Here is a 14439-nt window from a genome sequence, read left to right on the forward strand (position 1 = left end):
CGCTTCAGCGCAGGTGCAGGACGCGCCAGCCCCGTTCGCGCGCGATAGCGTCCAGGCGCGCGTCGGGATCCACCGCCACAGGCAGGTCGACGGCCTGCAGCAAGGGCAGGTCGTTGATGGAATCGCTGTACGCGGCGCTGGTGTGATCGGCCAGGGCAAGCCCACGCTCCGCCAGGAAGGCGTGCAGCCGGGTGACCTTGCCTTCGCGCATGTTCAGCGTGCCCGTGGGCCGGCCGGTGAAGATCCCTTCGCGCAGCTCCGGTTCGGTCGCCAGCAGGTGCGCGATGCCGAAGTGTTCCGCCGTCAGCTCGGTGAGGAAGCGGTTGGTCGCGGTGGTCATCACGACCAGTTCCTGCGCCGCAAGGTGCTCGCCCACCAAGACCATCGCGTCGCGCGGGATGCGCGGGACGATCCACTCCGCGAGGAAGCGTTGGCGCAGCGACTCCCATTGCGCCGGGCTGCGGCCGGCGAGCGTGCTGACGTAGAAGCCCGCGAACGCGGCCGCGTCCACCGTGCCGGCCTGGTAGCCCGCCTCCATCTGCGCATTGCGGGCCGCGAACTGCTCCCGGTCCAGCACGCATTGCTCGAGCAGGAACTCGCACCACAGCACGTCGCTGTCGCCATGCAGCAGCGTGTGGTCGAGGTCGAACAGGGTGAGCCGCGGCTTCATGCGGACGCGATGCCGCCGCTCAGCCGGCCCGTCGCAGGTGCCAGGCCTTGGGCCGCGTGAAGGTCTGGATGCCGTAGCGGGACAGCGTGAGGCCCACTCCCGAGTCGCCGACACCGCTCCAGGGCAGCCGCGGGCTGACGCGGTCGCAGCAGTTCCAGTAGACGCTGCCGGCCCGGACGTGGGCCAGGATGCTGCGCGCCCGTTGTTCGTCCGGCGTGTACACGCCCGCCGTGAGGCCGTAGCGCGTGTCGTTCATCAGCGCCAGGGCTTCGTGGTCGTCCGCCACTTTCTGGATGCCGATCACCGGGCCGAAGCTTTCCTCGCGCATCACGTCCATCTCGTGGTTCACGTTCACCAGCACGGTCGGCTCGTACCAGTTGCCCGGTCCCGCGCCCTTGCGGCCCCCCAGCAGCAGGTCGGCGCCCTTGCGCTGCGCATCGGCCACCTGCCGGTCCAGCACATCGAGCTGCGGCGCCCGGGTGATCGCGCCGATGTAGGTGTCCTCGCTCATCGGATCGCCGCGCCGGAAGCCGCGGACCGCCTGCACGAAGTGGGCGACGAAAGCGTCGTGGATCTTCTCGTGCACGTAGATGCGCTCCACCGAACAGCAGCTCTGGCCCGTGTTGTACATCGCGCCATCGGCGAGCGACTCGGCCGCCGCCTTCGGGTCCGCGTCTTCGCAGACGTAGGTCGGATCCTTGCCGCCGAGTTCGAGCTGCAGCTTGACGAAGCGCTGGCCGACCGCTTCGGCGATGCGCTGGCCGGTGGCATGGGAACCCGTGAAGAACACGCCGTCGACCGGTTGCGCCAGCAGCGCGGCGCCCACTTCGCCTGCGCCCACCAGGCACACCATCACCTCGCGCGGCACGCCGGCTTCGTGCAGCAGCCGCGCGATCTCCAGGCCGGTAAGCGTCGCGTATTCGGACGGCTTGTACAGGACCGCGTTGCCGGTGAGCAGCGCGGGCAGGATCACGTTGCAGCCGACGAACCACGGGTAGTTCCACGCCGAGATGTTGGCGACCAGCCCGAGCGGCTCGTGCTGGATCTGCTCGCGCATGCCGCCCTCGTCGAACACGGTTTCGGGCGCGACGGCCTGCTCCGCTTCCGCCAGGAAGAAGTCGATGCGCGGCAGCAGGCCATTCAACTCGTTGCGCGACATCCTGATCGGCTTGCCGGTCTCGCGCGTCATGACCTGCGCCAGCGACTCGAGGTCGCGCACCACGCCGGCGCGGAAGCCCGCGACGCAGCGAATGCGCTCCGCCAGCGGGCGCGCCGCCCAGGACGGCTGCGCCGCGCGCGCGGCCTGCGCCTTCGCGGCCACGCTCGCCGCGTCGTCGGCCGGCAGCGTTGTGATCAGTTCGCCGGTCGCCGGGTTGTGGATGTTCAAGGTGCTCATGGTCTGCGGGCCGCGCGCGCGGCGTCCAGGAAGTCGCGCAGCAGCGGGGTGTCGTCGATCACGCCCAGCTCGGGTCGGTGGAACTCGGGGTGCCACTGCACGCCGGCCACCCAGGCGCCGTGGGTGTTGCGGATCGCTTCGATCACGCCGTCGGCGGGCGAGACCGCTTCCACCACGAAGCCGGGCGCGAGGTCCTTGATGCCCTGGTGGTGGACGCTGTTGATCTTGTGCCGCCCGGGTGGCAGCAGCTGGGCCAGCCGCGTGCCCTGCAGGATGTCGACCTGGTGGAAATTCAGGTCGTAGGCCTCGGCATCGCGGTGCACCAGTGCGCCCGGCTTCTGCGTGCGGATGTCCTGGTACAGCGAGCCGCCATGCGCCACGTTGAGCAGCTGCACGCCACGGCAGATGCCGAACACCGGCTTGCCCGCGTCGGCGAATGCGCGCACCAGCGCGATCTCGTATTCGTCGCGCACCCGGTCGCCGTGCCACTCGGGCCGCAGCGGCTGCTCGCCATAGCTGCCCGGCCAGACGTCGGCGCCTCCATGCATCACCAGGCCGTCCAGCCACTGCGCGAAGTCGGCCACGCGAACATCGCCGCGGAAGGTGGGGCCGTCCAGCGAGGGCACCATCACCGGCAGCGCGCCTTCGGACATGACCCAATGCGCGGTGGACTGCTCGATCCACAGCAGCGTCTTCGAAGGCGCCGCCTTGCGCTCCCCGTCGGGATGGAAGAAGCAGGCGCTGATGCCGATCTTCAGCCGGTCCATCGCAGGCTCCTCACAGCGCGGCGGCGAACAGCCGCTCGAAGTCCTGCGCGCTCACCGGACGCGGATTGGTCAGGTGGCAGATGTCCTTGACCGCGATGTCGACCAGGCTGGGAATCTGCTTCTTGCGCACGCCGTGCGAGGACAGGGTGCCGGTGATCCCGATCTGCTGCTTCAGGTGGCCGAGCCAGCGCACCAGGCCCGGCCCGCCGCCGCCGGAACGGCAGACGTGGGCCAGCTCCTCGAACTTCTCGGGCGCGGCTTCGATGTTCCAGGCCAGCACGGTGTCGATCATCAGCGCGTTGGCCAGCCCGTGGTGCATGTCGCAGACGGCGCCCAGCGCGTGGGCGCACGAGTGCACGGCGCCGAGGTCCTTCTGGAAGGCGATGGCGCCCATCATGGAACTCATCATCATGTCGCTGCGCGCCTGCAGGTTCCCCGGTTCGCGCACGGCCGCCACCAGCGAGCGCGCGGCGATCCGCGCCCCTTCCAGCGCAATGCCGTCGCACAGCGGGTGGTAGGCGGGCGAGAGATAGCTCTCGATGTTGTGCGTGAGTGCGTCCATGCCGGTCGCGGCGGTCACGTGCGCGGGCAAGGCCAGCGTCAACTCCGGGTCGGCGAACACCTTGCGCGCCAGGATCTTCGCGCTGAACACCACGCGCTTGAGATGCGTGGCGTCCTCGCTGATCACGGCCGAACGCCCCACTTCCGAACCGGTTCCGGACGTCGTGGGCAGCGCGACGAAGTAAGGCAGCGCGGCGGTGATCGAGCGCACCTGCGGATGGTCCCACGCGTATTCGATGATGTCGCCCTCGTGGGTGGCCGCGATGCCGACCACCTTGGCCACGTCCAGTGCAGCGCCGCCGCCAAAGCCGATGATGCAGTCCGCCTGGTGCGCCCGGTACGCAGCAGCGCCGGCCATCACCTGCGAAGCGGTCGGGTTGCCGAACACGCCGGAGAAGACCGCGACCTGCAGGTCCTTCAGGTGCGACTGGAATTCGGCCAGCACCGGCAAGGCGGCCAGCGCCTTGTCGGTCACGATCAGCGGCCGCTTCAGCCCCTGCTCCTGCAGGTGCTGGCGGACCTCCTTGCGGGCGCCCGGCCCGAAGGCGATGGCGGTGGGAAACGAAAAATTCGACAGGCTCATGGTGCGGTGCCCAGGTCCAGGTGCATGTGGTTCTTGGCGAAAGAGCGGTCCGCCACGCGGATGGCATCGGGCTCCACGCCGAAGCTTCGGAAGCCGGCGCCGGTATACAGGCGCTGCGCGTGCGCATTGCCTTCGGTGACGGTGAGGACCAGGGACGCGATGCCCTGGTTGCGTGCGTGCGCCAGCAGCGCCTGCAGCAGGGCCCGGCCGACGCCCTGCCCCGCGATTTCGCGGGCGACGTACATCGCGATCACCGTGCCCTTGTGCCGGTTCTTCGGCCGCGGCTCGTGTTCGAGGCCCACCATGCCGTACAGCTCGGTCCCCTGGAAGGCACCCCAGAAGGCGTACAGCGGCGAGGTGAGGCGCGCCAGCGCCACCTGCAGCGGATGGTTCACGTCCTCTTCGTAGCTGGAGGTGAAGGCATCGGGGTGCTCCTGCAGCGCGCGCAGCCGCAGCGCGCGGAAAGCGGATGCGTCGTCAGCGGTGAGGCGCCGGATCTCCATCAGATGATCTCGAAGTAGCGCTTCAATTCCCAGTCGGTCACGGCGTCCTGCCACTGGCGCCATTCCCAGTCGCGGGTGGCGGCGTAGTGCTCGACGAAGGTGTCGCCCAGCCAGTCGCGCGCGACCTCGGACTTCAGGAACACCTGGGTCGTCTCGATCAGCGTGCGCGGTGCCCGCGGAATGTGTTCGCCGCCCTGGTTGGTGCCGGTGATCGGCGGCGCCGTGAGCTTCAGGCCCTTTTCCACGCCATGCATGCCCGCGGCGATGACCGCCGCCATCGCGAGATAGGGGTTCACGTCGGAGCCCGGGCAGCGCGTCTCCAGCCGGGTCGCCTTGGGCGAGCCGGCCAGCACGCGGAAGCTCGCCGTGCGGTTGTCCATGCCCCAGGTCGGCTTCACCGGCGCCCAGAAGCCGTCGACCAGCCGCTTGTAGCTGTTGATGGTCGGCCAGATCATGGGCGCGAAGTCCATCATGCAGGCCACCTGCCCGGCCAGGTAGCTCTCGAACAGCGCGCTCATCCTGCGCGGTGTCTTCTCGTCGAAGAACAGATTCGTCTTGCCGTCCGACAGGCTCTGGTGGATGTGGCCGCTGCAGCCCGGGTAGCGCTGGCTCCACTTGGCCATGAAGGTGGGCATGATCCCGAAGCGCTTGCCGATCTCGCGGGCGCCGGTCTTGAACAGGATGGCGCGGTCCGCCTGCTCCAGCGCCGGCGAGAAGGCGATCGCCGCCTCGTACACGCCGGGGCCGGTCTCGGTGTGCAGCCCTTCGATCGGTACGCCGAAAGCGAGCATCTCGTCCATCAGCGCATTGAAGAAGCCGGGGTTGTCGGCCATGCGCAGCAGCGAGTAGCCGAACATGCCCGGCGTGATCGGCTCCGGCGGCTGCCCGTTCTTCGCGGCCCAGGTGTGCGGCGTCTCGCGGAAGTTGAACCACTCGAACTCCATGCCCGTCATCACCTGGTAGCCGAGCTTCTCGGCGCGCGCGAGCACGCGCTTGAGCGCCTGCCGAGGGCACAACGGATGCGGCGAGCCGTCCGCATTGACGAACTCGCCGAGGAAGAACGGGACGTTGTCGTCCCAGGGCACGTTGCGGCCGGTGCCGAGATCGAGCCGGGCCAGCGCGTCGGGAAAGCCGTGCTGCCAGCCGGTCACCTTCGTGTTGTCGTAGGTGACGTCCAGCATGTCCCAGCCCAGCACCACGTCGCAGAAGCCGAAGCCGCCGTCCGCCGCGCCCATGAACTTGTCGATGTGCAGGTACTTGCCGCGCAGCACGCCGTCGATGTCGCTCACCGCCACCTTCACCTTGGTGGCGTTTGCCTTGCGCAGCTTGTCGAGCGCGGGATGGTTGTTCTGCGTGGCCACGTGCTGGGTTCTCCCTGGTTCTTGCTGCTAGAGGGCGGGCTCTCCCGAGGCGATGCCCATGTCCTGCAAGGCGAGCTCCACCGCGTGCACCGCCTGCTCCATCTCGTGCCGGCCGATCGCGCCGATGCAGCCGACGCGGAAGGTCTCCACCTGCGTGAGCTTGCCCGGGTACAGCACGAAGCCGTGCTCGCGGGCGAAGGCGTAGAAGGTCTTGAAGTCGTAGCGCGGGTCGCCCGGCGCATGGAAGGTGACGATGATCGGCGCCTGCACCGAGGGATCGAGGAAAGGCATGAAGCCCAGCCGCGACATGCCATCGATCAGCGTGCGGTAGTTGTCCGTGTAGCGCGCCAGCCGGGCGGGCTGGCCGCCCTCTTCCTCGAACTGCGCGATCGCTTCGGCCAGCGCCACCACCACGTGCGTGGGCGGCGTGAAGCGCCACTGGCCGGTCTTCTCCATGTAGACGTGCTGGTCGTGCAGGTCCATGGCCAGCGACTGGCTGTTGCCGGCGCAGCCTTCGACGATGGCCTTGCGCAGGAACACGAAGCCCATGCCGGGCACGCCTTCCAGGCACTTGCCGCTGGCGGCGACCAGCGCGTCGAAGCGCACCTCGCGCGCGTCGATCGGCAGCGCGCCGAACGAGCTCATGGCATCGACGATCAGTCCCTTGCCGCGGCGCGCGCAGATGTCGGCGACCTGCTCCAGCGGATTGAGCACGCCGGCGCCCGTCTCGCAGTGCACCAGCAGCACATGGGTGATGCTGGCATCCGCTGCCAGCTTGGCCTCGAGCGCGCCCGGGTCCACCGGGCGCGATTCGTCGAAGGGCATGACCGTGCATTCGCGGCCCATCAAGCTCGTCAATTTCGCGGCGCGCTTGCAATAGGCGCCGTTGTCGAGCACCAGCACATGGCCGTCGCGTGGCACGACCGTGGCGACGGAGGCCTCCACGCTGAAGGTGCCGCTGCCCTGCAGGGGCACGACCACGTGCGAATCCTCGCCGTGGACGACCTGGAGCAAGCTCTTGCGTACGCGCGCCGTCACCGCATTGAAGTCGCCATCCCAGGACCCCCAGTCGCGCAGCATGGCGAGCTTGGTCCGCAGCGTGGTGGTCAGCGGGCCGGGGGTGAGGAGGATGCGTTCACGGTCCATGGGTCGTCTCTCCTATCTTGACAGCGTTCGCCACGCCTGTGTGCGGCGGTGGATCCACCAGGCCAGCGCCATGAAGCCCAGCGTGGCCACCGCAGAGGCGGCGGCGATCATCACGGCCATGGCCGCCGCCGCGCCCATCTCGCCGGCCTCGTCCAGGTTCAGGATGGCGATCGACGCCACCTTGGTCTCGGGGGAATAGAGGAAGACCACCGCCGAGATCGTGGTCATCGCGTTGACGAAGAAGTAGCGGGCGATGTCCACCAGCGCCGGCGTGCAGATCGGCACCGTCACGCGCCAGAAGGTCTTGAAGAACGGCACCTTGAGCGACGCGCTCACCGCCTCGAATTCGCCGTCGATGGACTTGAGCGCCGTGACCGCGGTGAGGTGGCCGGTGGTGTAGAAATGGACGATGGTGCACAGCGTCAGCAGCGTGAGGGTGTGGTACAGCGCGCCCAGCGGGTTGCCCGGTGCGTTGAAGAAGAAGATGTAGCCGAGCCCGAGCACCAGCCCCGGCACCGCCATGGGCAGCATGGCCAGGGCGCGCACCAGCGTGCGCAGCCAGGCGACCGGGCCGCGATCCGCCGCCTGGGCGCCGGGCATCTTCTCCAGCAGGTAGGCGCCGCAGAACACCAGCACCGTGCCGAACAGCGCCGTGCCGCCGGCCATCGCCAGGCTGTTGAAGAACGCGGTGCCGACTTCCGCGTCCACCAGTCCCAGCACGTAATGCCGCAGGCTGGGCGTCAGCTTGTAGGGCCAGAAGCTCGCGAAGGAAGCGAACACGGCCATGCCCAGCATCGCCAGCATCAGGAACGCGATCAGCACGCAGTAGACGGTCATCAGGGCATCGAAGCCCGCGGAACGCTTTGGCGCGTACGGCACGGCGCGTGCGGTCAGCATGGCCGTTTGCCGGCGGCTCACGTAGTGGTCGGTGGCGAAGGTGAGCACCGCCGGTGCCAGCAGCAGGATCGCGACGACCGCCCCCTTGGCGAAATCCTGCTGGCCGATCACCAGCTTGAACACGTCGGTGGCCAGCACGTTGAAGTTGCCGCCGATCACCTTGGGGATGCCGAAGTCCGTGATCACCAGCGTGAAGGTGACCAGCGCCGCCGAGATGAGCCCGTACTTGGCGCCGGGCAGCGTGATCGTGAAGAACTTGCGCGCCCGCGAGGTGCCCAAGGCGTCCGCCGCTTCGTACAGGCGGGCATCGGCGAGCGACAGCGCGGTGACCAGGATCATCAGCGCGTGCGGGAACACGGCGAAGCATTCGCCGAGCACGATGCCCGGCGCGCCGTAGATCTCGGCGAAACCGAACGCCTGCAGCCAGGACTTCAGCACGCCCTGGTTGCCGAACCAGTAGATCAGCGAGATCGCCGACAGCAGCGAAGGCGCCAGCAGCGGGATCAGCGTGATGCCGCGAATCAAGGGCTTCAGCGGCATGCACGAGCGGGCCAGCGCGTAGGCGAAGCCGAACGCGAGGGGCACCGCGACCACCGTCACCAGCGCCGACACCCAGACGCTGTTCCACAGGCTTTGCAGCAGCGCCGGCGTGCGCGCGTAGGCGACGAAGTTGGCGAGGCCGACGAACTGGTCCTCGCGCCCTTGCACCGCCTCGACCAGGATGGTCGCGAGCGGCATGGCCAGGAAGGCGAGCAGCAGCACGGCGACCAGCAGCAGCACGCCGTGCGCCACCCGGTCGCTCCAGTGCGCGGACTGGCGCACGGGCGCGGCTTCGGGGACGGGCAGGACGGCGGCCATCGGAGAACTAGAACACCTTGAGTCGCTCCGGCAGCAGCTTGAGCTTCAGCGGAGACCCGACCGCGAGCGAGGCTTCGGACAGGTAGTTGAGGGACAGGTAGACGGTGAGCTTGTCCGGCTGCAGCGCGGGGGACGCCACGTGCACGTGGCAGTAGGAGCCGAGGAACTCGATCTTCTCGATGCGGGTGTCGAACACGTGCGGGTCGCCGGGCGCTATCGGCCGCGCGAGCACGTCTTCCGGCCGCAGGTACACGCGCGCCTCGCGGTCGGGACCGCGATAAGGGATGCGCAGGCCACCGAACTCGAGCTGGCCCGCGTGAATCCGGCCGGGGAGCACGTTCGCCTTGCCGACGAAGTCCGCCACGAAGGGCGTCGCCGGCTCGCGGTAGATCTCCATGGGCGTGCCGACCTGCTCGATCACGCCCTGGTTCATCACCACGATGCGATCGGCCACGGACAGCGCCTCTTCCTGGTCGTGCGTCACCATCACAGCGGTCACGCCCACCTTCTGCTGCAGGGTGCGGATCTCCTGCCGCAGCCGCACCCGCTCGAGCGCATCGAGCGCCGACAGCGGCTCGTCCAGCAGCAGCAACCCGGGCGAGGTCGCGAGGGCGCGCGCCAGCGCGATCCGCTGCTGCTGGCCGCCGGACAGCTGCGCCGGGTACTTGCGCTCGGTGCCCGGCAGGCCGACCAGTTTCAGCAGTTCGGTGACGCGGGCGGTGACCTGCGCGCGCGGCGTCCTGCGGTTCACCAGCCCGTACGCGACGTTCTCCGCCACGCTCAGGTTGGGAAACAGCGCATAGCTCTGGAACACGATGCCGTAGTCACGCTGCGCCGGCGGCAGCCGCGAGATGTCGCGCCCACCCTGCCAGACCTCGCCGGCCGACTGCACCTCCAGGCCCGCGATCACGCGCAGCAGCGTCGTCTTGCCGCAGCCCGAGGGTCCCAGGAAGCAGACGAACTCGCCGCGCTGGATGCCCAGGCTGATGTCCGCCAGTGCGGTGAAGGTGCCGAAGTCCTTGCGGATGTGCCGCAGTTCGAGGAAAGCTTCCTGGGCCACGCGATGTCCTCAGACCCGGCGCCGGGCCGTCATCGTTTCTCGGTCTTGCCGTCGTAGCGCTTCTTCCACTCGTCCAGGATGCGCTCGCGGTTGTCGGCGGCCCAGCTGAAGTCCATCTTCACCAGCCGGGCCTCGTAGTCCTTGGGCACGTTCGCCAGCGGCGCGGCGACGCCGGGCTGCGCGGTGATCGCGAAGTTCTTGCCGTACAGGAGCATCGCGTCCTTGCTCGACGCCCAGTCGGCGAGCTTCTTCGCGGCGTCCAGCTTCTTCGTGCCCTTCATGATGCCGAAGGCCTCCAGGTCCCAGCCCAGGCCTTCCTTCGGGAAGATCAGTTCGATGGGGGCGCCCTTGGCCTTGTTGGTGTTGCCGCGGTACTCGAAGGAGATGCCCACCACGTACTCGCCGGCGGCTGCCATGTTGCAGGGCTTGGAGCCGGAGTGCGTGTACTGCGCGACGTTGTCGTGCAGGCCGTCCATGTACTTCCAGCCGCCACCCTTGCCGGCATCGTCGCCCCACAGGGACAGCCAGGCCGTCACGTCGAAGAAGCCGGTGCCGGACGAAGCCGGGTTGGGCATCACGACCTGCCCCTTGTAGACGGGCTTGGTCAGGTCCTTCCAGGTCTCGGGCTTCGGGATGTTCTTCTTGAGCGCTTCCACCGTGTTGAAGCAGACGGTGGCACCCCACACGTCCATGCCCCACCACGCCGGGACCTTCTTCTTGTCCCGGTACTGGCTCATGATCGCGTCGAGGTTGAGCGGGGCGTACGGCTCCAGCATGCCCTGCTTGTCCAGCAGCGCGAGGCTGGAGGCCGCCACGCCCATCACCACGTCCGCCTGCGGATTCGCCTTCTCGGCGAGCAGCTTGGCGGTGATGACGCCGGTGGAATCCCGCACCCAGCGCAGCTCGATGTCCGGGTGGACCTTGTTGAAGCCCTCCTGGTAGGCCTTGAGCTGGTCGGTCTCGAGCGCGGTGTACACCAGCAGCTGCGCCTTCTGCGCGAAGGCGGCGCCGGTGAAGAGGGCCGCGCAAGCGACGAGCGCGAACGCGGCACGCGAGGCGGAACGGCGGGATGCAAGCATGAAGAACTCCTCGGGAAGAAAAGTCGGAAGCTTCCGGGTGACCCAGACCGCGCGATGGAACGAGCGTTCCCCCTGCATCGCCGCGTGTTCGGAATCATTGGAGAGGCAAGCTGCCAGCTTGTCAATTGTTTTTTGCAGATTGTTGACAATCCGGGGCGGCAGTGCTTTGATGGGCCCATGACGGCCGTCCTGCACCCCACGATCGCACTGCTCCAGAGCAGTTCGCTCGCCAACGTGGTGCAGCAGGAAGTCGAGCGCGCGATCCTCGCCGGCGAGTACGCGCCGGGCAGCAAGCTGATCGAAGCCACGCTCGCCACGCGCCTGGGCGTGTCGCGCGGGCCGGTGCGCGAGGCCTTCCGCATGCTGGAGGAAGCGGGCCTGGTGCGCACCGAAAAGAACCGCGGCGTCTTCGTGCGCGACATCCCCATCGACGAGGCCACCGAGATCTTCGACCTGCGCGCCACGATGGACGAACTGGTGGGGCGCCAGCTCGCCGAACGCATCACGACGGCGCAGCTGAAGGAGATCAAGGCACTGGTCGATGCGATGGAGAAGTCGGTGAAGGCGCAGGACGCACACGCCTACCACCTGCTCAATCTCCGCTTCCACGACCGGCTGGTGGAGATGGCGGGCAACCGCAAGCTGACCGCGATCTATCGCAAGCTGATCAAGGAGCTGTCGCTGTTCCGCCGCCTCAACCTCGCCGACAACTGGCTGCTGCCGATCTCCGCCGGCGAGCACCGCGCCATCGTGAAGGCGATCGCCTCGGGCGATCCGGAGGCAGCGGGCAAGGCGATGTTCCAGCACGTGATGGACAGCAAGCAGCGCACCATCGCCAACGACCTGCGGCGACAGGCCCGCAACTGAGAGCCCAGGAGGCGCCATGCCCACGGTCAACCAGCGCAGCTACCGCGCACCGAAACAAGCCACCGTGGTCGTCTGCGTCGATGGCTGCGAGCCCGATTACCTGGGTCAGGCCGTGGCCGCCGGCCGCATGCCCTGGCTGAAGCGCACGCTGGCCGAAGGCACCGGCATGGTGGCCGACTGCGTGGTGCCCACCTTCACCAATCCCAACAACCTGTCCATCGTCACTGGCGCACCGCCCAGCGTGCATGGCATCTGCGGCAACTACCTGTTCGACACCGCGACCGGCACCGAAGTGATGATGAACGACCCCAAGTGGCTGCGCGCCCCGTCGCTGCTGGCCGCGCTGGCGGACGAGGGACACAGCGTCGCGGTCGTCACGGCCAAGGACAAGCTGCGCCGACTGCTCGGACACGGCATGCAGGGCATCTGCTTTTCCTCCGAGAAGGCCGACCAGGCCACGCAGGAGGAGCACGGGATCACGGGCGTGGTGGAGATGGTCGGCATGCCGGTGCCCGACGTGTACAGCGCGGAGCTGTCCGAATTCGTGTTCGCCGCCGGCGTGCAGCTGATGAAGACGCGCAAGCCGGACGTCATGTACCTGTCCACCACGGATTACGTGCAGCACAAGCACCCGCCGGCCAGCGAGGGCGCCAATGCCTTCTGCGCGATGATGGACCGCTACCTCGGCCAGCTCGATGCGCTCGGCTGCGTGATCGCGCTGACGGCGGACCACGGCATGAACGCCAAGGTGGGCATGGACGGACAGCCGCAGGTGATCTACCTGCAGGACTGGTTCGACCGCGCGATCGGCCCCGGCAAGGCGCGCGTGATCCTGCCGATCACCGATCCCTACGTGGTGCACCACGGCGCACTCGGCTCCTATGCCACGGTGTACCTGCCGGCGGGCATGGCGGCGGATCCCCTGGTGGCGCAGTTGCAGGCGTTGAACGGCATGGAAGTGGTGCTGGACCGCGAAGCGGCCGCGCGCCGTTTCGAGCTGCCGGCGGACCGCATCGGCGACATTGTGTGCGTGTCGGAGCGCTTCACCGTGATCGGCACCTCGCGCGAGCGGCACGATCTTTCGGGGCTGGACGCGCCCTTGCGCTCGCACGGCGGGATCAGCGAGCAGAAGGTGCCGCTGATCGTCAACCGCAAGCTGCCGGGGCTGGACACCGCCCGGCGCTTCCGCAACTTCGACGCGTTCGACCTCGCCCTGAATTACGCGCAGTGAGGCGGCCATGAGCACCATCACCGCCTTCATCCGCGACCACGAGCTGGACCGCATGCGCATCGCCGGCCGCAAGGCCGGCGGCGAGCGCTCGGTCGACGTGTTCAACCCGTACACCGCGGAACGCATCGGCAGCGTGCCGAAGGCGAGCCTGGCCGAACTGCGCGAAGCTTTCGCGACCGCCCACGCGTTCCAGCCGCGACTCACGCGGGCCGAGCGGGCGGGCATCCTGCAGCGGACCGCCGCGCTGGTGCAGGAGCACCTGCAGGACATCGCACGCCTGATCACCGCGGAGTCGGGCCTGTGCCTCAAGGACTCGACCTACGAGGCGGGACGCGTCAGCGACGTGCTGCTGTTCGGCGCCGGCGAAGTGCTGCGCGACGACGGCCAGATCTTCAGCTGCGACCTGACGCCGCACGGCAAGAAGCGCCGCGTCTACACGCAGCGCTCGCCGCTGCTGGGAGTGATCAGCGCCATCACGCCCTTCAACCACCCGATGAACCAGGTGGCGCACAAGGTGGTGCCCAGCATCGCGACCAACAATCGCATGGTCCTGAAGCCCTCGGAGAAGGTGCCGTTCTCCGCCCTCTATTTCGCCGACCTGCTGTACCGCGCCGGCCTACCGCCGCAGATGCTGTCGGTCCTCACCGGTGATCCGCGCGAGATCGCCGACGAACTGGTCACCAATCCGCTGGTGGACCTCGTCACCTTCACCGGCGGTGTCGCCATCGGCAAGCACATCGCGTCGCGCGCCGGCTATCGCCGCATGGTGCTGGAGCTCGGTGGCAACGATCCGCTCATCGTCATGGAGGACGCCGACCTGGACGAGGCGTCCACGCTGGCGGTGCAGGGCTCTTACAAGAACTCGGGCCAGCGCTGCACCGCGGTCAAGCGGATGCTGGTGCACCAGTCCGTGGCCGGCCGCTTCACCGAACTCGTGGTGGAAAAGACCCGCGCCTGGAAGCACGGCGACCCGATGGATCCCGCCTCGGACATGGGGACGGTGATCGACGAGGCGGCCGCGACGCTGTTCGAGTCGCGCGTGCAGGAAGCGATCGGGCAGGGCGCGCGCCTGCTGGTGGGCAACCAGCGCGAGGGTGCCCGCTACGCACCCACCGTGCTCGACAACGTGCGGCCGGAGATGACGGTGGTGCGCGAGGAGACCTTCGGCCCGGTGTCCCCCATCCTCCGGTTCGCGGACATCGACGAGGCGATCCGGATCGCCAACGGCACCGCGTACGGCCTGTCCAGCGCCGTCTGCACCAACCGCCTCGACTACATCACGCGCTTCGTCGACGAACTGCACGTGGGTACGGTGAACGTCCGCGAAGTGCCGGGCTACCGTCTCGAGCTCACGCCCTTCGGCGGCATCAAGGACTCGGGACTGGGCTACAAGGAAGGCGTGCAGGAGGCGATGAAGAGCTTCACGAACGTGAAGACCTACTCGCTGCCTTGGGCCTGAA

General features: G+C 68.3%; 13 protein-coding genes. 3 read left to right on the forward strand and 10 right to left on the reverse strand.

What is annotated here, in order from left to right; translation table 11 throughout:
* Positions 1-4: 4 nt before the first annotated feature.
* From AC1DSA_RS04050 to AC1DSA_RS04095, 10 genes are read right to left on the reverse strand one after another with little or no spacing between them, the layout of a single operon-like run.
* Positions 5-670 (reverse strand): HAD family hydrolase, encoded by a 666-nt coding sequence (locus AC1DSA_RS04050; RefSeq protein WP_477886312.1) that lies wholly within the window; start codon positions 668-670, stop codon positions 5-7.
* Between the two features lie 19 nt (positions 671-689).
* Positions 690-2066, reverse strand: a complete 1377-nt coding sequence (locus tag AC1DSA_RS04055; RefSeq protein WP_477886313.1) for an aldehyde dehydrogenase family protein — start codon at positions 2064-2066, stop codon at positions 690-692.
* The gene (locus tag AC1DSA_RS04060; RefSeq protein WP_477886315.1) at positions 2063-2833 is read right to left on the reverse strand and encodes a gamma-glutamyl-gamma-aminobutyrate hydrolase family protein; all 771 of its coding nucleotides are present in this window, start codon (positions 2831-2833) and stop codon (positions 2063-2065) included. The genes AC1DSA_RS04055 and AC1DSA_RS04060 overlap by 4 nt, the downstream gene beginning before the upstream one ends.
* Positions 2834-2843: 10 nt before the next feature.
* Positions 2844-3977 (reverse strand): iron-containing alcohol dehydrogenase, encoded by a 1134-nt coding sequence (locus AC1DSA_RS04065; RefSeq protein WP_477886316.1) that lies wholly within the window; start codon positions 3975-3977, stop codon positions 2844-2846.
* On the reverse strand, positions 3974-4480 hold the full coding sequence (locus AC1DSA_RS04070) for an N-acetyltransferase family protein (protein WP_477886318.1): 507 nt from the start codon (positions 4478-4480) through the stop codon (positions 3974-3976). Before AC1DSA_RS04070 ends, AC1DSA_RS04065 begins: the two co-directional genes overlap by 4 nt.
* The gene (locus AC1DSA_RS04075; protein ID WP_477886320.1) at positions 4480-5841 is read right to left on the reverse strand and encodes a glutamine synthetase family protein; all 1362 of its coding nucleotides are present in this window, start codon (positions 5839-5841) and stop codon (positions 4480-4482) included. The genes AC1DSA_RS04070 and AC1DSA_RS04075 overlap by 1 nt, the downstream gene beginning before the upstream one ends.
* Positions 5842-5868: 27 nt before the next feature.
* Complete coding sequence (locus AC1DSA_RS04080) at positions 5869-6987, reverse strand: 2-aminoethylphosphonate--pyruvate transaminase (protein ID WP_477886321.1); 1119 nt, start codon at positions 6985-6987, stop codon at positions 5869-5871.
* Positions 6988-6999: 12 nt separating this feature from the next.
* A complete protein-coding gene (locus tag AC1DSA_RS04085; RefSeq protein ID WP_477886323.1) occupies positions 7000-8742 on the reverse strand; it encodes a putative 2-aminoethylphosphonate ABC transporter permease subunit in 1743 nt (580 codons plus the stop codon).
* Between the two features lie 7 nt (positions 8743-8749).
* Positions 8750-9802, reverse strand: a complete 1053-nt coding sequence (locus AC1DSA_RS04090; protein WP_477886325.1) for a putative 2-aminoethylphosphonate ABC transporter ATP-binding protein — start codon at positions 9800-9802, stop codon at positions 8750-8752.
* Positions 9803-9831: 29 nt separating this feature from the next.
* On the reverse strand, positions 9832-10881 hold the full coding sequence (locus AC1DSA_RS04095; RefSeq protein WP_477886327.1) for a putative 2-aminoethylphosphonate ABC transporter substrate-binding protein: 1050 nt from the start codon (positions 10879-10881) through the stop codon (positions 9832-9834).
* A 177-nt stretch (positions 10882-11058) separates the two neighbouring features.
* Here AC1DSA_RS04095 and AC1DSA_RS04100 point away from each other — a divergent pair, with 177 nt between their 5' ends.
* From AC1DSA_RS04100 to phnY, 3 genes are read left to right on the forward strand one after another with little or no spacing between them, the layout of a single operon-like run.
* Positions 11059-11748, forward strand: coding sequence for a phosphonate utilization associated transcriptional regulator (locus AC1DSA_RS04100; RefSeq protein WP_477886329.1), 690 nt, complete (start codon positions 11059-11061; stop codon positions 11746-11748).
* 16 nt (positions 11749-11764) lie between these two features.
* Entirely contained in the window at positions 11765-12979 is a 1215-nt protein-coding gene (phnA, locus tag AC1DSA_RS04105) for a phosphonoacetate hydrolase (RefSeq protein ID WP_477886331.1), read from the forward strand.
* A 52-nt stretch (positions 12980-13031) separates the two neighbouring features.
* Entirely contained in the window at positions 13032-14438 is a 1407-nt protein-coding gene (gene phnY / locus AC1DSA_RS04110; RefSeq protein ID WP_477886749.1) for a phosphonoacetaldehyde dehydrogenase, read from the forward strand.
* The last annotated feature ends 1 nt before the right edge of the window (position 14439 follow it).

The organism is Ramlibacter sp. P4_H7 (assembly GCF_056400765.1).